18 protein-coding genes are annotated in these 21,054 nt (G+C 41.0%); 8 read left to right on the forward strand and 10 right to left on the reverse strand.

Annotation, left to right across the window (positions count from 1 at the left end; genetic code table 11):
- From HWQ42_RS29670 to HWQ42_RS29700, 7 genes are all read right to left on the reverse strand, one after another.
- A partial coding sequence (locus HWQ42_RS29670) for a Uma2 family endonuclease (RefSeq protein ID WP_292818267.1) occupies positions 1 to 258 on the reverse strand: 258 nt, incomplete at its 3' end.
- A 125-nt stretch (positions 259 to 383) separates the two neighbouring features.
- Positions 384 to 917, reverse strand: coding sequence for a L,D-transpeptidase (locus HWQ42_RS29675; protein ID WP_292818270.1), 534 nt, complete (start codon positions 915 to 917; stop codon positions 384 to 386).
- Between the two features lie 435 nt (positions 918 to 1,352).
- Positions 1,353 to 1,868, reverse strand: a complete 516-nt coding sequence (locus HWQ42_RS29680) for a L,D-transpeptidase (protein ID WP_292818273.1) — start codon at positions 1,866 to 1,868, stop codon at positions 1,353 to 1,355.
- Between the two features lie 113 nt (positions 1,869 to 1,981).
- The gene (locus tag HWQ42_RS29685) at positions 1,982 to 2,614 is read right to left on the reverse strand and encodes a bifunctional 4-hydroxy-2-oxoglutarate aldolase/2-dehydro-3-deoxy-phosphogluconate aldolase (RefSeq protein ID WP_292818276.1); all 633 of its coding nucleotides are present in this window, start codon (positions 2,612 to 2,614) and stop codon (positions 1,982 to 1,984) included.
- A gap of 429 nt (positions 2,615 to 3,043) precedes the next feature.
- Positions 3,044 to 5,335 carry a 1,4-alpha-glucan branching enzyme gene (gene glgB, locus HWQ42_RS29690; protein WP_292818279.1) on the reverse strand — a complete coding sequence of 764 codons (2,292 nt, stop codon included), beginning with the start codon at positions 5,333 to 5,335 and terminating at the stop codon, positions 3,044 to 3,046.
- Positions 5,336 to 5,528: 193 nt separating this feature from the next.
- Positions 5,529 to 5,861 carry a hypothetical protein gene (locus HWQ42_RS29695; protein WP_292818282.1) on the reverse strand — a complete coding sequence of 111 codons (333 nt, stop codon included), beginning with the start codon at positions 5,859 to 5,861 and terminating at the stop codon, positions 5,529 to 5,531.
- Between the two features lie 513 nt (positions 5,862 to 6,374).
- The gene (locus HWQ42_RS29700; protein ID WP_292731993.1) at positions 6,375 to 6,563 is read right to left on the reverse strand and encodes a hypothetical protein; all 189 of its coding nucleotides are present in this window, start codon (positions 6,561 to 6,563) and stop codon (positions 6,375 to 6,377) included.
- A gap of 470 nt (positions 6,564 to 7,033) precedes the next feature.
- On the opposite strand from HWQ42_RS29700, the gene HWQ42_RS29705 reads away from it, so the two are divergent.
- The 4 genes from HWQ42_RS29705 (at position 7,034) to HWQ42_RS29720 (ending at position 11,784) form a co-directional block, all read left to right on the forward strand.
- Entirely contained in the window at positions 7,034 to 7,714 is a 681-nt protein-coding gene (locus tag HWQ42_RS29705; RefSeq protein WP_292818285.1) for a hypothetical protein, read from the forward strand.
- A gap of 20 nt (positions 7,715 to 7,734) precedes the next feature.
- The gene (locus tag HWQ42_RS29710; RefSeq protein ID WP_292818288.1) at positions 7,735 to 9,573 is read left to right on the forward strand and encodes a penicillin-binding protein 2; all 1,839 of its coding nucleotides are present in this window, start codon (positions 7,735 to 7,737) and stop codon (positions 9,571 to 9,573) included.
- Positions 9,574 to 9,760: 187 nt separating this feature from the next.
- Positions 9,761 to 10,858: an iron-containing redox enzyme family protein gene (locus tag HWQ42_RS29715; RefSeq protein ID WP_292818291.1), complete on the forward strand. Its 1,098-nt coding sequence runs from the start codon at positions 9,761 to 9,763 to the stop codon at positions 10,856 to 10,858.
- Positions 10,859 to 11,088: 230 nt separating this feature from the next.
- Positions 11,089 to 11,784 carry a class I SAM-dependent methyltransferase gene (locus HWQ42_RS29720; protein ID WP_292731999.1) on the forward strand — a complete coding sequence of 232 codons (696 nt, stop codon included), beginning with the start codon at positions 11,089 to 11,091 and terminating at the stop codon, positions 11,782 to 11,784.
- A 153-nt stretch (positions 11,785 to 11,937) separates the two neighbouring features.
- Here HWQ42_RS29720 and HWQ42_RS29725 read toward each other — a convergent pair whose 3' ends face one another.
- Positions 11,938 to 13,113 (reverse strand): DUF3466 family protein, encoded by a 1,176-nt coding sequence (locus HWQ42_RS29725; RefSeq protein ID WP_292818294.1) that lies wholly within the window; start codon positions 13,111 to 13,113, stop codon positions 11,938 to 11,940.
- Positions 13,114 to 13,148: 35 nt separating this feature from the next.
- Complete coding sequence (locus tag HWQ42_RS29730) at positions 13,149 to 14,171, reverse strand: glycerophosphodiester phosphodiesterase (RefSeq protein WP_292818297.1); 1,023 nt, start codon at positions 14,169 to 14,171, stop codon at positions 13,149 to 13,151.
- Between the two features lie 490 nt (positions 14,172 to 14,661).
- Here HWQ42_RS29730 and ovoA point away from each other — a divergent pair, with 490 nt between their 5' ends.
- Positions 14,662 to 15,999, forward strand: a complete 1,338-nt coding sequence (gene ovoA, locus HWQ42_RS29735) for a 5-histidylcysteine sulfoxide synthase (RefSeq protein WP_292818300.1) — start codon at positions 14,662 to 14,664, stop codon at positions 15,997 to 15,999.
- A 46-nt stretch (positions 16,000 to 16,045) separates the two neighbouring features.
- Positions 16,046 to 16,897, forward strand: a complete 852-nt coding sequence (locus HWQ42_RS29740) for a sterol desaturase family protein (protein WP_292818303.1) — start codon at positions 16,046 to 16,048, stop codon at positions 16,895 to 16,897.
- A 344-nt stretch (positions 16,898 to 17,241) separates the two neighbouring features.
- Here the strand turns inward: HWQ42_RS29740 and ilvC are convergent, their stop codons facing one another.
- Positions 17,242 to 18,237, reverse strand: coding sequence for a ketol-acid reductoisomerase (gene ilvC, locus HWQ42_RS29745; RefSeq protein WP_292818306.1), 996 nt, complete (start codon positions 18,235 to 18,237; stop codon positions 17,242 to 17,244).
- A gap of 234 nt (positions 18,238 to 18,471) precedes the next feature.
- On the opposite strand from ilvC, the gene HWQ42_RS29750 reads away from it, so the two are divergent.
- Together HWQ42_RS29750 and HWQ42_RS29755 are read left to right on the forward strand one after the other, a co-directional pair.
- Entirely contained in the window at positions 18,472 to 19,392 is a 921-nt protein-coding gene (locus tag HWQ42_RS29750; protein WP_292818309.1) for a DUF4349 domain-containing protein, read from the forward strand.
- A gap of 235 nt (positions 19,393 to 19,627) precedes the next feature.
- The gene (locus tag HWQ42_RS29755) at positions 19,628 to 20,965 is read left to right on the forward strand and encodes an NAD(P)/FAD-dependent oxidoreductase (protein ID WP_292818312.1); all 1,338 of its coding nucleotides are present in this window, start codon (positions 19,628 to 19,630) and stop codon (positions 20,963 to 20,965) included.
- Positions 20,966 to 21,054: the final 89 nt, after the last annotated feature.

A 21,054-nucleotide genomic window follows, 5' to 3' on the forward strand; every position in this document is an offset into this window, starting at 1 on the left:
TAGTTCATCGTTTTCATCCCTACTTTTATCATAAGTGATTATCCGAACATGATATAATTCGGGAAACGCATAGGCAATCTTTTGATTCTCCGTGACTTCATTGATAACAGCACAAAGCTTGCCTTGTAAGCGGCTGTGTCTCCCTTTTGGCATTGGCTTTTGAATAATCTCTCCGTTAATATATTCACTCGCAGGCTTTGTTTCTGGGAGCTTCAGAAACTCTTCCAATGTGAGAGGTTGAGTAATTATGACGCTCATAGCTCCTGAATCCCTTGAAGATTGTTTTTAGTCTAGCAATTATGTATAGACAGGTGCTTAACTCCATGAACGCACCCGTCTATACATCAAAGGAAAAATTGCAGATATTTATTACGAATTAGCAATTATTTCCGCACAACTACTAATGTTCCCGTTGAAGTCCAGTTGTAAAGCTTGCGAGCTTGCTTAACAGGTAAATTTACGCAACCGTGACTGACTGGAGTCCCAAAACGGTTATGCCAATAAGCGCCGTGAATGGCATACCCTCTGTAGAAATACATTGTGTAAGGAACGTCAGGAATGTTATAGCCTCTGCCTCGCATTCGATGAGTACGATACTTAGAATTAATCCGAAATCTACCTATGGGTGTAGGAGTTGCTCGCTTACCTCCAGAAATGCGATATGAATGAATAAGTTTATTACCTTCCCATGCACGTAAACGTTGCTCTGACAAATCAATTTCAATCCAGTGAGGTTGGCTAATATTATTAGGTACAGTGATGCTGTTTTCATCGACTGACGTAGCTGTTGCTGTAGTCGAGTTGGGTGTACCTGTTAACGGCGATGACCAAGAGAATAAAGTCACCACCATCAGCGCCACGCCTGTACAAAAAGTTCCTGAAGAACGAATTCCACCACTGCGAATCCAGGATTGCATTATGCCTCACCTTCTAAACTACGCAAAAATCATGAAGTGAAGTAATTTTCTGGAAAACTACAAATTTCCAGATCGACTACTTGCTTTCTGTGCAGGATTTACGCAGTTCATCTTGTATTTGTCATTTGTTCTTGGTTGAACCATGACCAATGACTAATTACAAAAGACAATCTTTACAAAAATCTGTCATTTAAATGCTTAAATACAAACTTTCCCCAAATTTATATTTGCATTTTTAATTTCATACAGAAATTGTCAGGATTTCCGCTTATTTGTTGGGCAAATCGTTAAATGCCCTTTTCTAGATTTTATTTCAAATTCAGTAATTCCGACTCCGAAGATTCCCAGCATAAAATATTGCTGGGAATCACTTAATTGTCTTGATTTGTTGTTATTTATAATTTTACCTAAATTGCCTTTTGGCTGCTTCACCTACTATTTATGAATAACTATTGGTGTCCCTACAGATGCCCACTCGAATAGCCATTTTGCATGTTTAGGTGCAATATTCACACAGCCGTGGCTGACTGGAGTGCCAAATCTCTTATGCCAATAAGCTCCGTGAATAGCGTAATTACCTTGATAAAACATCGCATAAGGAACGTTCGGAACATTGTAGTTTTCTCCCTGCATTCGCGTAGTTTTGAACTTAGATTGAACCTTAAAAGTGCCAACAAGAGTGGGAGTAGCTTTTTTGCCAGAGGAAATAGCACTTCCATAAACCACTCTGTCACCTTCCCAAGCTATTAATCGTTGTTTTGAAAGATCGATTTGAATCCAGCGCTGATTTGATTGTTGTAATGTTTGGATTTTTTGTGCAATCACTTGATTTTTGGAATTAGCCCAAACTTGACTAGTTCCAGTAGTAGTAAAAACACTTAAGGACAGTACTGTACCAGTGAGAATTATTTGTAAGCGACGCACCCAGTCAGGAGAAATTTGTCTTTTCATTTTAGATACACTCACACTCAAATCATGGGGTCTTGAGAAACTTATCAGGTTTCACCTTTATTTCCATATCTATTGCTTTAATAGACGTGAATGTTTGATGATTTGATTCTAAATTAACCTAACTGTTGCATTAGGTTTTTTGCCTGAGTTGCGATCGCTGACCAATTTCCCTCTATGACAAGCTTTTGGGGAAATAATTCCCCGCTCAAACCGACAGCGATCGCTCCAGCTTGCAAAAATTCTTTGGCATTTTCTAGAGTCACGCCGCCAGTAGGAATTAAGGGAATCTCACCCAGCGGCCCTTGCAAACTTTTGATATAGTTAGTCCCTCCCACTGCTTGCACGGGAAACACTTTTACACAGCTAGCGCCTTGACTCCAAGCGGTAACAATTTCTGTAGGAGTTAGCGCTCCTGGTATAATAGGCACATTTTTTTCTTGTGCTGCTTGAATCATTGTCGAATCAACGTGGGGTGTGAAGAGGAATTGCGCCCCAGATGCGATCGCATCTTGTAACTGCTGCACATTAAATAACGTACCAGTGCCAACGATACAGGCTGGTAATTTCGAACGTAGTTGACTGATTAATTCCCCAGCGCGATCGCTATTCCAGGTAATCTCAATTAGCTGCATTCCCCCAGATGCTACAGCCATTGCCATTTGTTGTCCCAGTTCCATTTGAGGGGCGCGGATAACTGCGATCGCTCGGTGTTTTTCCAACTGTGATAACCAAATTTGATTAGGCATTTTGACTAGAGATTGGGGATTGGCAGTAGGGATTGGGACTAGAGAACAGTTTTCAATCTAGTAAATACCTAATTTTTAATACTAATGCCCAATGCCCCTTAAGAGTGCTGATACCATTTTGGATTTTAGATTTTGGATTGTGAAACATCCATTGGATAAGTGTTTCAGTTTTCCATCTGTCGCAATCATTTTTCAAATTGGTATGAGTAATAGACTTCTTGTAGAAGTGGGCAAAAGGGTAAGGAGTAAAGGGTAAAGGTATGGAATCTTCCCTTACCCTTTAAAGAATGTAGAGACGTAGCACTGCTACGTCTCTACAAGGGTAATAACGCATATTTAATTTCACTACAGTCTATTAGAGAACTGGGTTGAGTAGCTGTGAATAGTCGAAATTATGTGTAAGATGGGGCATCGCCCCATCCCCAATTGTTATCCAATTACCTCAGCAGTCTTCTTCTTATCCAACTTGAGAATCAACACACCCAAAGGTGGCAAACATAAATCCAGGGAATAAGGGCGACTGTGCAAAGACCAATCATCCGCCCACTTACCGCCTAAGTTGCCCATATTGCTGCCGCCATACTGACGCGCATCACTATTGAACAACTCGGTATAAAATCCCTTTTGCGGTACACCAATGCGGTAGTGGGAATGGGGCTGCGGTGTAAAATTGCAAACTATGATCGCAAAATCATCAGAATCCTTGTCACGGCGCATAAAGGAAACTACACTATGGCGATTGTCGCTACAGTCAATCCACTCAAACCCAGGTTCAGCAAAATCCTGGGTGTACAAAACTGGTTCAGAACGATAGAGATGGTTCAATTCCCGGAAAAATGTTTTTAATTGTTGGTGGGCTTCATGCTGTAATAAATGCCACTCCAAATCAGCCCAAGCATTCCACTCACTCCATTGCCCAAACTCCATGCTCATAAACATGGTTTTCTTGCCTGGGTGAGCAAACATATAGCTAAATAAACAACGCACATTAGCTAACTTCTGCCATGTGTCTCCCGGCATTTTGCCGATGATATTGCTCTTGCCATGTACCACTTCATCGTGAGACAGAGCCAGCATGAAGTTCTCACTGTGGTTGTACCACATACTAAAGGTAATATTGTTCTGGTGGAACTGGCGGAACCAAGGGTCCATGCTGAAGTAATCCAGCATATCGTGCATCCAGCCCATATCCCACTTCAAGTTAAAGCCCAGTCCGCCTGTGTAGGTGGGCCAAGATACCATTGGCCAGGAAGTAGATTCTTCCGCAATTGAGAGAATACCGGGAAAATAGCTAAAGATAATGTGATTTACCTGACGCAGAAAATCTGCTGCTTCTAGGTTTTCTCTGCCACCGTACTGGTTGGGCAACCATTCTCCTGGTTCGCGGCAATAATCGTTATAGAGCATTGAGGCAACAGCATCGACACGAATCCCATCAATGTGGTACTTATCAAACCAGAAGAGGGCATTTGCTGCGAGGAAATTACTAACTTCACGGCGACCGTAGTTGAACACCAAAGTACCCCATTCTTTGTGTTCGCCTTTGCGGGGGTCAGCGTGTTCGTACAGGTGGCTACCATCAAAGAAAGCTAAACCATGTCCATCTTTGGGGAAGTGACCAGGAACCCAATCCACAATTACTCCCATATCATTTTGGTGACATTTGTCAACAAAATACATGAAATCTTCGGCGCTGCCAAAACGGGAGGTGGGGGCATAGTACCCAGTTACTTGATAACCCCAAGAACCATCAAAGGGATGCTCCGCAATGGGTAGCAATTCAAGATGGGTGTATCCTAATTCTTTGACATAAGGAATGAGTCGGTCAGCTAGTTCCCGGTAGGTAAGGAAGCGTGCGCCCGGTTTCAGTTCAGAAACCACAACTACAGGTTCCGTTTCACCATTGGGGAGTTTAGCTGGTTCTGCACTCGAAGCGTGTAACCAAGAGCCTAAATGCACTTCATAGACTGAAACCGGCTGATTCAGGGGGTCAGTACGACGCCGCCTTTCCATCCAGTCTTCATCACTCCAACTATAAGCATCTAAATCAGTGACAATGGATGCCGTTTTCGGACGGGGTTCCTGCTGGAAACCGTAGGGATCAGATTTTTCGTAAATGTGTCCTTCAAAATTTTTGATTTCATATTTATAATGCTCTCCCACACCAATTTCAGGAATAAACAATTCCCAAACTCCGGTAGGGCCTTTACGCATCTGGTTTTTACGTCCATCCCAGAGATTAAAATCTCCCAACAATGAAACATTACGAGCGTTGGGTGCCCAAACGGCAAAATAAACGCCTTTAACGCCGTCTATTTCCGTGGGGTGCGCTCCTAGTTTTTCATATATCCGGTGATGGTTGCCTTCACTAAACAGATGCAAGTCAAAGTCTGTCAAGCGGGGAGAACGGAAAGCGTAAGGGTCATAAATGACACGCTCATGTTCTCCTTCTTTAATCCGTAACTGGTAGTTTGCCAGTTCGGTAGTTTCAATGGTGCATTCAAAAAAGTGAGGATCGTGCACCGTTTGCATTGGGTATTCCTTGCGTTGTTCAGGAAGAACGACCCATGCTGCACTTGCATTTGGTAAATAAGCCCGTACAGCCCAGACAGTTTTACCGTCTTGTTCTATGGGATGAGAGCCTAGTATTTCAAAGGGATCGTTATGCTGATTCCAAACGATGCTGTTAACCTGTTCAGGGGCGATCGTGGTCATGGACATGAAGCTACCTAAGTGAAATAATGTGATTGACTAAATCTACTTTTTTAATATCTATATATATTCTTTACATTTATTTGCAATTTTGTCGCCACCGTTATCCTACATCAGAATGCGGCATTGGACATGAGGCATTGGGCATAAGGCATGGGGCATTGGGCAGAGGATGAATGACTAATGATAAATGACGAATTTATCAAAAATTTAAAAATGGGAAAAACTGCAATAAGGTTTTACGTATACGAAGCAAGAAAATCTGTTCCCGAATTTTAGGGTCTAGTTTTGGGGGCGGGGCAAGTTGGAGCTGCGCTTGTAATTGGAGATACTCGGCAGCTGTTAGGAATCTTCCATCAATAGGCGATCGCGCTTCTATAATAATCTTTGTTCGTAATATTTCTTCTGGGGTATCCTCTGGCGGCGGTAATGCTATTGCTGCCGATCTCCAATAGCTACTTAAGGTAATCGAAGTTGCAATAATTACAATTAAGCTCAGTAATTTTATAGACTTTCTCGTTTTAACTCTCCTCATCTCCTGAACTACGTTCACAACGCAGGATGAAAATCTGTTTTTCCCATGACCAAATTTTCCCAAAAAAAATCTGGCAACATCAAGGGCGATTACCAGGTCTTTCCCGATACGGAATAGACTACAGGAATGCTCAAGAGCAATTGCCAGCGATCGCAATAAATTATTTTACCCTCTCAAAACTCAGTAGTATAAACAATTTAAAATGCCAAACGAGGGAAGTATCTGCCAACAAAATAGCTTAGATTGACTCAACTCTCTTGGACAGGTAACAAGGTTTGAGCGGGTGGGAATTTCAGGAGGACACTTGGTAGAGGACATAACCCTCTTTACCAGTGGCCTCTACTTACTGCCCTACTTAGTTGATATTTGAGCAAACTCTAGGCTCTGATAAACCGGCATAAAAATGAGGCTTTTCGTGAACCCAATTAATTCGAGCGATATTTCGAGCTATGTAGTGAGGAATGCTGTCACTAAGTAGTTCTGAGGGCGATTTAAACTAAAGTTTAAGATGCCTTATTTAGGAGTAGCAGGAGTGGTCGCTGCGGGGGTAGCGGCAGGAGTAGTCTTAACAGGTGCGTCAGTTGGTTCACCTGTAGCAGCTGGAGTAGCAGTACCAGCACCATCACCACCACCACCTTCACAGGCCCCAAGAATTGCAGCCAGACTTAACATTAGAGCAAAACCAAAGATTTTTGTTTTCATAACTCCTCTTTCACCAATTGTGGCTAGAACAATTTTTCGCCTGTTGAATACGATACCGTATTTATTGCTTTTTTTAAATTCTGTGAGATTACATAATTAAAAAAACCAATCCTTTGGGGTATTGTTTTTGGAATTACGTATCCTGATTAGTTTCTCTTAACTCAGGAGCAAAACGAAAAATACCAACTTATTTCGCAAACGAAGCTATGATAGCAAAAAATTTTATTTTTTTCACAGAGTATTGCATCTGTCTACCTGACGTTGCCATACTTTAGGTGCGATACCTAAAGGGTAAGCTGTCCAGTTTCTAATCGCTGATTGCAAACATTGATACAGCTACCTATCAGAAAAGTTAAAAGGGTATAGTCTGTTATGTGTGCTTGTTGCACAGAAGGTGATTTTAACCTTAGCAAAAACAGACAATCAATCTAAAGTGCAGTATTTCCCATCTAAAAAAAAATTAAAAATTTATGGTAGTTGCTCGCAAATCTACTGTTTCTACAAAGGGTAATTGGTTCCGGCGAGATTCTATCCTTTCTTTAGGAAGGCGACGCTCTGCGCGTATGGAGTCAGCAGCAGGGAGCGCTTCTACACCAGTATCCTCTCAAAAACAACAGCGTTCCTTAAAAAAATTAGCGGTTTCTCCCACAAATGAGGCAGTTATAGCCAAATCAGGGAAACAGTTGAGTAGACAACAATTACCAAATCTCAATGAGCAGTTGAATGCGAACCAAAAGACTCTGGGGGTAAGTTTTCTTGGACTTCCCACAATGCCTAATTCTGGAGCCTTACCTTTGTGGTTGCTGCGCTTGTATACCTTTCATCGTTATTCGTCAGTTGTGGCGTTCTTGTTAGTAGCATCGACACTTGCTGTTTATGCTTGGACAGTCTATTCTCAAGAGCTTTGGGGTCAGTCATATCGCAGACTGCAAAACCTCCAACGTCATGAACGGCTGCTAACGACAACCAACGCGACGCTGAAAAATAAAATGGCTAATGAAGCAGAACAACCAACAGCAGGGCTGGTATCGCCAACTCCTGAAGGAATGATTTTCTTGCCTCCAGCATCTCAGAGTCCTAAGCCAGCATCGCCTAACACAACGCCAAATTCTGAAACGCAACCGCAAACACTCTCGCCACTGGGATACTAATCGTAATTCGTCAGAACCCAATGCAGAAGTCACCAAGCAAAACAAAATTCAGAAAGTTTCGGAATTCAAAATTTACAGGGCGACACAAGGGTGATAAACGAGGGCTTTTGGGACAATTAGCCTCTAATATACAAAACCAAACATCCAACACTAAGTCCCGGCTGTTCATCGTCTGGGGCGTATTAATGGTATCAGGGTTGGGGTTGGCTATTAACTTGTATAATCTACAAATTGTCAAGGGGCCAAAGTTAACCGAGTATGCACGCAACCAGCAAATGGTGAATGTGCGACCTTTTATGCCCCGTCGCCCAGTGGTAGATCGCAATAGCGAGCTGTTGGCTATTGACCGTCCTGTATATACTTTGTACGCTCATCCCAAGCTGTTTGATAAGTCTAATGAAAGTATGGCAGAGCGACTTGCGCCAATTTTGGCAAAAGATACTGCTGAATTGGTGAAAACTTTTCAAAGCAAAAGAAGCGGAATTATCCTTGCGCCAGCCTTACCAGAAGAAATTATTGATCGCGTCATCTCTTTACGCTTAAATGGCCTGGAGTGGACTCAAAAATACTTCCGATATTACCCGCCAGACGATTTGGTTGCTGATGTGGTGGGCTATGTGAATGTTGACCGCCGTGGTCAAGCTGGTGTGGAATACTCTCAAGAGAAGTTGTTAGAACGTCCTGTGCAAACGGTACGCCTCAGTCGGTCGGGTAATGGGATCTTGATGCCGGATCTTGCGCCCGAAGGTTTTTTGCATTTTGACGATTTGCGATTACAACTCACTATCGATAGCCGTCTGCAACGAATTGCTCGGATTGCGCTCAAACAACAGATGGAGAAGTTTGCCGCTAAACGTGGGGCGGTAATTGTCATGGATGCATTGGATGGTTCCTTACTCGCCCTCGTTTCTCAGCCTACTTATAATCCTAATGAATATGCTAAATCTGATATTTCACTATTTAAAAATTGGACAGTAGCGGATCTTTATGAACCGGGATCGACTTTTAAGCCTTTGAATGTGGCGATCGCTCTGGAAAATGGCATCATCAAACCAGATGATATGTTTAATGACTCCGGTTCGATTCGAGTCGCTAATTACACCATCAAAAATGCCATGAATAATGGTAATGGGCGAATCAGCATTGCTCAGATTTTGCAATATTCTAGCAATATTGGCATGGTGCAAATTATCCAACGTCTAAAGCCTTCAATCTACTACAACTGGTTAGAACGCTTAGGGCTAGGACAAAAAGTTGATACAGATTTACCTTTTGAAGTCGGCGGACGGCTCAAAAGTCAAGAAGAATTTATCGCTTCGCCAATTGAAGCAGCTACTACTTCCTTTGGTCAAGGCTTTTCCATGACACCCTTGCAGCTAGTGCAAATGCACGGTGCTTTAGCTAATGGCGGTAAGTTAGTTACACCCCATGTAGTTCGCGGGTTGATTGATAGCAAAGGGCAAATGCATGATTCACCCACTCACACCATCCCCCGCCAAATTTTCTCAGCCGCAACAACTCAAAAGGTTGTGGAAATGATGGAAACTGTTGTTACTGAAGGTAGCGGCAAGGCATCACAAATTCCGGGATATCGCATTGCTGGTAAAACTGGTACAGCCCAAAAAGCTAGTCCCAATGGCGGATACATCAAGGGTGCGAGAATGACCAGTTTCGTGGCTATTTTACCCGTGGAATCTCCTCGCTATGTAGTGTTTGCACTGGTGGATGAGCCAAAAGGAGAAAGTGCCTATGGTTCTACTGTCGCCGCGCCAATTGTGAAGTCGGTGATCGAAGCACTGATTCCTCTTGAGCAGATTCCGCCTAGTAAGCCGATTGAGCAGCAGAAGGGAGTGCCGTAGGGAGTGGGGGCAGGGGAGCAGAGGAGTAAGGAAGAAATAACTAATGCCCAATGCCCAATGCCCCATTCGTTTAAAACTTAATTTTTCTTTATAACCAGGGAAAGAGGTACAGAAAGCTACTGGTGTGGAAACTTAGATATTAGAGGTGAAAGTAATTTCTCACTTTTCCAAAGCTACCGAAGATTCCATGCAAAGCAATTTAGTTATATTTCCTAAGACTGAGGCTGCGAAAAATAGCACGCAAACTAAAGAAAGAACAATTACTAAGTACGACCGTGCTGAGGAGCAATTTATAGAACTGCTCGCAATGGAGGATTTGGATAATAAGCTGGATGCAAAACCTTCAATAGCTAGTGAGTTTGAACAGTCACTCTCTATAGCAATTGGTGCTGCTTATGGAAACGATCGCTCTGATGAACAGGCTCACCGTTTTCTCCAACGGATACTTTATCGAATTAATCGGCTAAAGCTGTTTTGGTACGATGATTTGCGGCATTATACTAATGAGCGATCGCTGTATTTGCACTCTTGTCGTGACCAAATTGAAGCTGCTTGGCAAGAGTGGGAACTAGCACAAATCGATGTGGCTGCACTGCAACAATTGGATGTAAAACAAGCTTTAATTGAGCGTGCATCTGCCGATTTAAATCCGCCTTTGTCGGAAAGTAGCCGCTACATTCGTGAAGAAATGACTGAAGCAGGCTATCGTCATTTGCTAGCGATCGGCTCTTTTGATGGCTTGGTTGAAGCTAGTCATCTTTCCCGCATTTTGGGTGGTGCTGCTAATGAAGTGCAGTGTACGCTAATACGAGTGCTAATAGAAGAATATGGCAATGGTCGTTTATCTCGCAAGCACTCGACATTTTTTGCCCAAATGCTGGCTGAGTTTGGAATGAATACTGAACCAGAGGCATATTTTGATTTAGTACCTTGGGAAGTGTTGGCTTCTACCAATCATAACTTTCTGGTGACTGAGCGCAAACGCTATTTCCTGCGTTACAGCGGTGGGTTGACCTATTTTGAAGTGGCTGGCCCTGCGGTTTACAAAAATTACCTGGTAGCGGCGCAACGACTGTTACTCTCAGAAGTAGCAGTAGGTTATTGGGAACTGCACATCAGGGAAGATGAACGCCACGGTCGTTGGATGTTAGATGATGTGGCTTTGTCATTAGCAGAACGATATCCCAATGACGCATGGGAATTGCTGCTGGGATACGACCTGCAAAAACGTATGGGCGATCGCGCAGGGACGGCGGTTGTGCGATCGATACGCGAGGCAGAATAAGCCGCTTTACTCCTATGAGCCTATGAGCAATCCCAAAAATTATAAATAGCAGGTTATTCTTAGCATCTAAATTTGACATTTCTAATTCATTTTATTGCTAATTCGCCTGCAAAAACTTTTCTGAAGCAAAGGGTTGCTAAAGGAACAATTATTTATTGCCTGAATCCAAGGGAATAAATAACCTCCTAGTACATTGATTATATTTTACTTACACCTTTAATTACAGTCAAATGAAAGATATCTTTTTTTGTCCTGAAGAATCTAATTTCTACTCCAACTGCTTAGAAAGCTTTGTGATCAGAAATTGTCAAAATTCTGAATCTATTGTGGAGTTTGGTTCAGGAGATGGCAGCCCTGTAATTAATTCGTTATTGAGAAACAAGTTTGATGGAGTCATCCAGGGATTTGAATTAAATACTTCTGCATGGAAAGTCGCCAATTCGACCATTGATGAATACAATCTCACTAATAAATACATCATTCACAATTCATCTTTGTTTAATTCTTCTCAACCTGATGCCGAGTATCTTGTAGCTAATCCACCCTATCTACCCGCACCAGATAACGATATTTATATGCCACTTCTGTTTGGGGGTGTAGATGGAGCCACAGTTACCAATGAGCTTTTATCGCTAGATTATGAAAATGTATTGATTTTAATATCTAGCTTTTCTAATCCAATCAATACGTTGAACATAGCAAAACAAAATGGTTATTATGTTCAAAATTTCATGGTGTTACCTTTACAGTTTGGCTACTATAGCTCTGACCCCAAGGTAAAGAAGCACATCGAAAAACTCCAAAAAAATCAGATGGCATTTTATTCTGGCGATTATTATTTTTTAGCTGGAGTTTTATTTAAAAAATCCCAGGAGTCTGTAATTGATTTATCTAATCAATTAGCTCAGGTGATGACTAGTTTGTGAAAATCAAGAACAACTTGAGTGATGTTATCCCTTGCCTAAAGTATAGATGTGTCTCTAAGCCACGCTTCGAGACATATCCTCAAAGATTTGCAACGAGCATTTTTATAAATCCATATTCCCAAGTAATAATTTTGTCTGCCTGAAGTTATTGCATTAACTTCTTTGTTGTATGGCTGCACTCTTAGAGTGAGGTTTGCGCTTAAATGCAGCAAATAAAATTACACCAGCACCAAACGACAAAATAGGAATGCCTGAAGTTGGTTCAGCTACAGAGACAGATGAGATTGGTGTCAAGAGAAAGGCGTGTAATTCACCATTAACTGCACCACGACCGACAATTTGTCCATTATTATTAATGGCAGATGCCGCTGTTAAGGTAAAGCCACTCTCTGAACTAGGAGCAATCAGGTTATTTAAGTCGTACAGAGTCTTATCACTATAAAGAAAAGCCCGCAAACCGTTGCCATCTGCGGCAAAAAAGTTATTGTTAGTGCCAGAAAACCCGACTACTTGACCCAAATTATTGATCCCCAAACCAGTACTAAACAAATCTGTAGAACGTAACCTACCAAGGTCTTGGAGTCCCGTGCTAGAACTGTACAGAAAAGCACGACTATCATTTACGCCAGTCAGTCCCGAACTACCAACTACTTGTCCTGAGTCATTAATATCGTTTGCTTGACTGTACCTGTCACCAGGGAAGGTACCGAGATTAGTGATTATACCCTTGTCGGATAAATAGGCTCGGCCGGAAGAACCGAAAATGCCAACTACCTGACTTAGATTATTTATGCCATAGGCAACATAATTTTCTTTTAAATTATTGTTAATAATAGTCGTCGTACCATTGCTGTATAGGAAAGCGGCTCCGTTGGGAAAGGCAAGTTTTGGGAATATACCGCCACCACTTGTACCGCCAACTACCTCACCTGAGTCATTGATAGCATAAGGAATGCCTTTAAGACCAGTATTTTGCGTTGTTCCATCACTGTAAATAAAGACGTTATTATCACTGTCGGTCTTACTGATGGAATTACCAACTACTTGCCCCAAGTTATTGATACCACTCACTGCAAGTACATTATCGCCAGGCAACGGACTAATTTTTTGGAGCGAACCATTACTGTAAAAAAAAGAACTGTCCAAAGAATTAATCGCTACTTCACCTGAGTCATTAATGTCTGTAGCATAACTGTAGGCTTCTCCTGTAAGACTGCCTAAGTCAGTAAGTGAGTATAAAGATACCGCCAATGCCGACTTGGATGCAGTAAGACTGATTGCGCTGAAGGTTATTGCTGTTAGACAGGATTTCCACTTAAGTAAAACCATGTTACTTTGCCGTGATTTTGTATTACCCTACCAAATTACCACTGAACAGTAGAGTGGCAAGCTGCCGTATCTGGGTAGTCGCTAAATACGCCATCAACACCTAAGCTGAAAAATAGTTCATATTCAGCTTGGGGATTTCCTTGAAAGTCCAGTGGCAAAAAACAGTCTTCATTGCGGAAAGTCCAGACATGAACCAGCAAACCAGCCGCATGGGCATCTATGACTAAAGATGTAGGCGATATCTGGCGACAAGCCGCTCCGCGTCTACGCAATTTACCATTGTTGTCTCTAGGAACCAGTAAATTTTTATGAATTCCAATCGCTTTTGCATATTTAGCAATTTCTTTTAAGCCTGATGCTGTGACTAAATCTGTATAAGTGCGACCGCAGCTACTAACGACAAAATCATAAGGTTTACCACTGTTATTCAGCAATTGCACTAGAGGTAAATCAGTCTTTGTGGATAAATCTTGTAAATTACCTACTTCAAAAGACTGAATAAAAACAGGTGCGTTAGCCCCCTGATAACCGTTGGCTGTTAAAGTTGCAAGTAGGGGTGCTTCTAGGGCTAACCCAATAGATTGAAAGTAAGTTGGGTGCTTAATTTCTGGGTAAATACCAATCGTCCGATTAATTTCGTCACTTTTAACCTTGACTAAATCGATGATTTCTTGCAGTGTGGGAATTTCTAAGAGTCCATCATAGATGGTATTTTGCGATCGCACTTGGGGAATTCGCTCTTTAGCTCGTAGTATTTTCAGTTCTTTTAGGGTAAAGTCTTCAGTAAACCAGCCAGTTTTTGATTCGCCATCAATTATTTTAGTGGTTTGAAGATGAGCAAATTCTGCATGGCTTGCAACGTCGGTGGTTTCAGATATCTCATTTTCGTGACGAGCAATTAAAATACCATCTTTGGTGGAAACTAAATCAGGTTCAATATAATCAGCCCCAAGTGCGATCGCTAACTCATAAGCAGCTAAAGTATGTTCTGGACGATAGCCGCTAGCACCTCGGTGTGCAATGATAATTGGAGATGTTTTTTGCAAAGTTGTAGTCATTACTTTACCCACCTACACAGAAGCAAGCTAGAAGTTAAGACAAATAAAATCCTCTTGAGAAGGTTGTAATTTTTCATTGATAATAGATTCAAGAGTCTTTACCTTTAATAATACAGTTATCTTTATTCCCACTGAATTACTTATTGGCTGATAGTTTAATTATTCGACAAATATTAAATTAGCTTGGACAACTCAGCCATATTACTACACTAAATCGATAAACTTTTAGTGCTATTTAAAAAACTAATATAGAGCAATAAGTATTGCTATTAAATAATAAATCTGTCATATTTAAGAATCTTATTTCATGCCTCCTTCAATCCTATTGTGTTTAACACATCCCATAGGATTCATATTTGTTTTTTTCAAAAACTTAGTACATATCTATTTTTTTCTTCCGTTTTCCTTACCCATACAAGTAAATTCAGGAATCAAATCGGATTTCTAGATAATTATTTTGTTTCATTGTTCTCTAATAGCAATATTAACCATGAATATTCTGCAATCTGCTCAACCTCCAAAACTGGATAGTTGTAACAACCAAGTTATCCTTGATTACTTTGAGAATGCTTGGCAATTGGAAGATATATTATTGAAAAGTCTAGTTGGAGAAGAGACATTTTTTCTCAATCCTGACCCTTTGAGAAATCCTCTAATTTTTTACCTGGGACATTCGGCTATTTTCTACATCAATAAATTAATTCAGGTAGGATTATTAGAAAAACGCCTCAATCCAGAGTATGAAGTTTTGTTTGAAATTGGAGTAGATCCAGAAAAACCAGAAGAATTAAATGAAGCGATCGCTCATCTGCAATGGCCGCAAGTTGCACAAACTTGGGAGTATCGAGAACAAGCATATTCCGTAATTTCCGAACTAATTAAGACAACCCCAATTACTCTACCAATTCATCCCAATCATCCTCTTTGGGCTTTAATGATGGGGATTGAACACCAACGTATTCACATTGAAACTTCTTCAATGTTAATTCGCCAATTACCAATTGAGAGAGTGAAACGTCCTCAAAATTGGCAATATGCCCCTTTGAATGGTTACACTCCTGAGAACGAAATGATCGAAGTTGCTGGTGGGGTAGTAAAACTTGGTAAAACCTTAGATGACTCCACTTATGGATGGGATATTGATTATGGCGATCGCACTGTTGAAGTTGAACCCTTTTTCGCCAGTAAATATCTGATTACCAATGCCAATTTTATTTATTTTGTAAAAGCTGGTGGTTACGAAAATCAAGACTATTGGGATGAAGAATCCTGGAATTGGAAAACTCAATACAATATTCAATCTCCCAAATTTTGGTTACATGAAAATGGGAGCTATAAATATCGAGCTATGTTTGATGAAATTGACTTACCCCTAGATTGGCCTGTGGAAGTCAATCATTATGAAGCAATGGCTTATTGTCGTTGGCAAAGGAAAGATACTCGCTTAATGAGTGAAGCAGAATACCATTTAGCAACTTATGGTAATAGTTTATTAAATGATGTAGAAAATTATAATCTCAATTTAAAATTTGGTTCACCTAGTCCCGTTGGGATGTTAGAAACAGCCAAAAGCTCTTCGGGATTGTATGATTTACGGGGTAACGTTTGGGAATGGTTGAGTAATAACTTAAACCCGCTTCCAGGATATCAACCTCATTTTCTCTATGAGGATAATTCTGCGATATTTTTTGATGATAAGCATCAAATGATGTTAGGAGGATGTTGGATAACTAATGGTACAGAAGCTTTAAAATATTACCGCAACTGGTTCCGTCCTAATTTTTATCAACACGCTGGTTTTAGGATTGTTCAAGATATTAAAGATTAACAGAATATGCCTCGGTCACATACTATAAGGCTATAAGGTTACAGAGATGCAAAACTTTTTGAATTTCTGTTTTGAGATCGAATTTTATCTAAAGATCGCTATTAGTTGTACGATTGTTCAGCAAGTATTTTATTTGCTGTTAAACAATATTGAAATCAACTTGATAACGCAGGTGCTATTGTACTGGCTCCTTGGTTCTATCTCATTTTATAGTATTGGCATCCTCATTGAAAAAGGAATCAAAAGCAACGATGTTTTAAGAGATAAGCTGACTGCAAGAGGCAAGACAGTTAAAAATCAACCATTTCCTTCCTTTACTGTCCAAGGCATCATTACAGGAGAAATTAAAGCTTTTCTATCAGCATTAATTATTCTATATCTAGCTCCAGAGGTTCATAGAGGAAATAGCTTACTTCTAAACCTTGGATGGTTCTTGATGAGAATAGTTGCTGCTGATTTCTGTTTTTATGTTGCTCATCGCCTCTTGCACACAAGATTCTTGCAGAAAATCCATCTTAAACATCATCAGTTTCGTGACTCATCAAGTTTTGTTGCTGGACACAAGAGTTTGGTTGAATATATTATTGTTGCGATCGCTGATGTTTTACCTATTTTTATATTTGGATATGACATCACTCAACTGTGTGCATGGAGCGTTATAGGCAATGCTTACAACTTAGAAGGTCATAGTACTTTGTCAATATTTTTTATTCCATCAGATTTCCACGATCTTCATCACACTTGTTTTAATGGAAATTATGGCATTCAGGGATTTTGGGACAGAGTATTCAACACACTAAATCCTCCTACTAAGAAGCCGGGAATTATGTTTCCTGTGAGTTTTATCGAGTCTATACTTATTAAGTCATATATTAATAATGACACTGAAAAAGCTTAGATTAAATTAATGCAAAGTTACTTTACCTTTCAAAGCAAATGATGTTTACTGATGCATTGAGTCAGGTAAAGAAAGAAATAATTACAGCAGTTTTTATGTATTTGAACCACAAATAAACATACATTCTTGTAGAGGCGCACAGATGTGCATTGGTATCAACTTAACGTGAAAGCCATCCTAGAACCAGCTTTTACATATTATCTCGTTCCCAGTCGGAGACTGGGAATGGCGTCCTTGGGGCTGCCGCCAGGAGCAGCATTTCCAGCCCAGAGGCTGGAAACAAGATTTGAAAAGGCTTTTAGCTTAAGTTGACACCAATGACAGATGTGCGCCCCTACTTTTGTTTAAGCCTTTTTCAACCAGCTAAACATAGCGCGTAAATCTTTACCAACTTCCTCAATTTTGTGTTCAGATTCTTTACGACGCATAGCGGTAAATCCCGGTTTACCAGCTTGGTTTTCGAGAACGAATTCTCGTGCAAATTGCCCAGATTGAATTTCGCTGAGAATCTTCTGCATTTCAGCTTTGGTTTGTTCGGTGACAATCCGCGGCCCACGGGTATAATCTCCATATTCAGCTGTGTTAGAAATGCTGTCGCGCATTTTGGCTAAACCACCTTCCACAACCAAGTCAACAATCAGCTTAACTTCATGCAGACATTCAAAATAAGCCAATTCTGGTTGATAACCAGCTTCTACCAAAGTTTCAAATCCGGCTTTGATTAAAGCACTCAAACCACCGCACAATACTGCTTGTTCGCCAAATAAATCTGTTTCCGTTTCTTCGCGGAAAGTCGTTTCCAGAACACCAGCGCGAGTACCACCAATACCTTTAGCATAAGACATGGCGCGATCGCGAGCCTGACCACTGGCATCTTGATAAACTGCAAACAGCGCTGGTACACCTTCACCACTTTCATAAGTCCGCCGTACCAAATGCCCCGGACCTTTAGGTGCTACCATCACCACATCTACATTAGCCGGTGGTACAACTTGCCCAAAGTGAATATTGAAGCCGTGGGCAAAAGCTAACACATTCCCTTCTTCTATATTGGGTTCAATCTCGTTTTTGTAAATCGTTTTTTGGACTTCATCAGGTAACAAAATCATGATGAAGTCAGCAGCATTGGCAGCATCTGCGACATTCTTCACAGTTAACCCAGCAGCTTCAGCTTTTGCTACTGACTTACTACCCGGATATAGTCCCACAATCACATTCAAACCACTATCTTTGAGATTGAGAGCGTGGGCATGACCTTGGGAACCATAGCCGATGATAGCAATAGTTTTTCCAGCCAAAAGGTCTAAATTGGCATCTTCGTCATAATACATCCGGGCCATAGAAGCATCTCCTGTCAGCAAGCATCGTCATTTATTGGCAGCTTACGATTGTACCCCAAATTGAGTAACACAGATGAACTATAAATAATTCAATTTATCTCTTTGGACTGAAGGGAGCAGAAGGCAGGAGAGCAGAGGACAAATGACAAATCTGTTACATAAATCGCAACAATCCAGGCTTTTAGTTTTTCTTCAGCAATACTGGGGTTAACTTCATCCATCTGGGGATAGATTATGTATACTTCGACTAAATTCCCGCGTACATCTGCTTTGTTTATAAGTGCGTTATTGGGAGGGGTAATTTTCACCAGTTGCGCCTCTTCCGAACAGACAGCAAATAAGTCTGCACCTCAAATTGCAGCTAATGGCGCGGTAAATCAATTACCTGCTCGTGAAAACAGTATTTCTCAAAAGGCGGAAGCTTCACCAATAGAGCGTTCTCGTCCCCAACTCATCAAAAAGGCAGCAATCTCTTTAACTGTCAACTCTGTAGATAAGACTGTCGATGCTGTTTCGCAAATTATCAATCAACAGCAAGGGGATTTAATCGGGTTGAAACAACAACAACCCAAAAACGACAACCCACGTTACACAGCAACAATCCAATTGCGGATACCAGAGGATCGGCTAGAACCTACCCTAGAACAACTAGCTAAATTAGGCACTGTTGATAGTCGTAATATCACCGCCGAAGATGTGGGTGATCGCCTAGTTGATTTCCAAGCTAGATTAACCAATTTGCAGAAAACTGAAGCCAATTTGCAAAAAATTATGGATCGGGCAGGTTCGATTACAGATGTACTTAGCGTTACTCAAGAACTGAGTAATGTCAGGCAAACCATAGAACAAATTGATGCCCAACTGAAAAACCTCAAAAATCAAGTTGCTTATTCCACTATTACGCTCAACCTTGAAGCAGCAGTTTCTAGCACCAGCCCCCAACCTGCTTTCGGTTTGCAAGTTCAGGAAACTTGGAACAACTCTACCCATTCTTTGAATGCATTTTCTGTTGGCTTACTCAAGCTGGGTATTTGGTTAATTGTTTACAGTCCCTATTTGTTAATTTTTGTTGCTCTTGTCTATGGCTTTAAGCGTTGGCGGCAAACTCATTCACCACGTTTGACACAAACACCAGAGTCAACTCGTTCTGACTAAACTTGCATAAATTCTACATCTACCTTTGATAAATCTACACAGATAAAGAGGCATTCAAAGATTCCAAACTCCTATTGTCTGTAACTTGTCTCTTAAAAAATTTTCTTTATCCTGTAGCCTTGATTACTTTAATACTTTTTCAAATGTAAAGAGCAATACAAAATATATGATGACAATTTTGATACAAATTTGTTAAGAATAGTTACAATAGTCGGCATACACGATAATATTTCTTATGGTAAATTCACTTGACAATAATCCACCCCATCAAGTAGTTATTGTTGGCGGTGGCTTTGGTGGACTTTATGCAGCAAAAACACTCGCCAAAGCGGCAGTAAACGTTACCCTGATTGATAAACGTAACTTTCATCTATTTCAACCCCTTTTATATCAAGTCGCCACAGGTGCGCTATCTCCGGCTGATATCTCTTCACCCTTGCGTTCTGTCCTCAGCAAGAGTAAGAATACGAAAGTGCTGCTGGGAGAGGTGAATAATATCGATCCAGAAGCGCAAAAAGTGATTGTGGGCGACGAAGCAATAGCTTACGATACGTTAATTGTCGCCACAGGTGCGAAGCATTCCTACTTTGGCAAAGATAACTGGGAAGAATTCGCTCCAGGCTTGAAAACTGTAGAAGATGCGATAGAAATGCGTAGCCGGATTTTTTCGGCCTTTGAAGCCGCAGAAAATGAAACCGATCCAGAAAAACGCCGTGCTTGGTTAACTTTTGTAATTGTGGGTGGTGGGCCAACAGGTGTAGAGTTAGCTGGTGCGATCGCAGAATTGGCAAATCAAACCCTCAAAGAAGACTTCCGCAACATCGACACCTCAGAAGCCAAGATTTTGCTATTAGAAGGGCTGGATCGGATTCTCCCACCCTTTGCACCAGAGTTATCACAAGAAGCAGAAGCATCCTTAACGCGGTTGGGTGTGGTTGTCCAGACAAAAACACTGGTAACGAATATTGAAAATGATACTGTTACCCTCAAACAAGGCGATGAAGTTAAAGAAATTGCCTCAAAAACGGTATTATGGGCAGCAGGTGTGAAAGCTTCAGCAATGGGAAAAGTGTTAGCAGAACACACAGGTGCAGAGTGCGATCGCGCTGGACGGATTATCGTTGAACCTGACTTGAGTATTAAGGGACATGCCAATATTTTTGTCGTTGGCGACTTAGCAAATTTTTCTCATCAAAATGGTAAACCCCTACCTGGTGTTGCACCTGTAGCCAAGCAGCAAGGTGAATATGTAGCAGCATTAGTCCAAAACAGGCTTGCAGGTAAAAATTTGCCACCCTTTGCTTATACCGATCATGGTAGTTTAGCAATGATTGGGCACAATTCTGCTGTGGTAGATTTGGGCTTTACCAAGCTGAAAGGTTTCGTTGCATGGCTGTTTTGGCTATTTATTCACATCTACTTCTTAATTGAATTTAACAACAAATTAGTAGTAATGATTCAGTGGGCATGGAGCTATTTCACCCGTAATCGTGGAGCAAGATTAATTACAGGTAAAGAATCAATCACGGAGTTTGTAATTTCAGCCGATAATAAACAGCCTGTAAATGTCTAATTAGGCATTGGGCATTGGGCATTGGGCATTTGTCATTAGTTATTCTCCCTCTTGCCCCCTGCTCTCTTGCCTCTTCCCCACTCCCTACT

This window comes from Nostoc sp. JL23, from assembly GCF_017115065.1.
In the GTDB taxonomy this organism is placed as follows: Bacteria; Cyanobacteriota; Cyanobacteriia; order Cyanobacteriales; family Nostocaceae; genus Nostoc; species Nostoc punctiforme_A.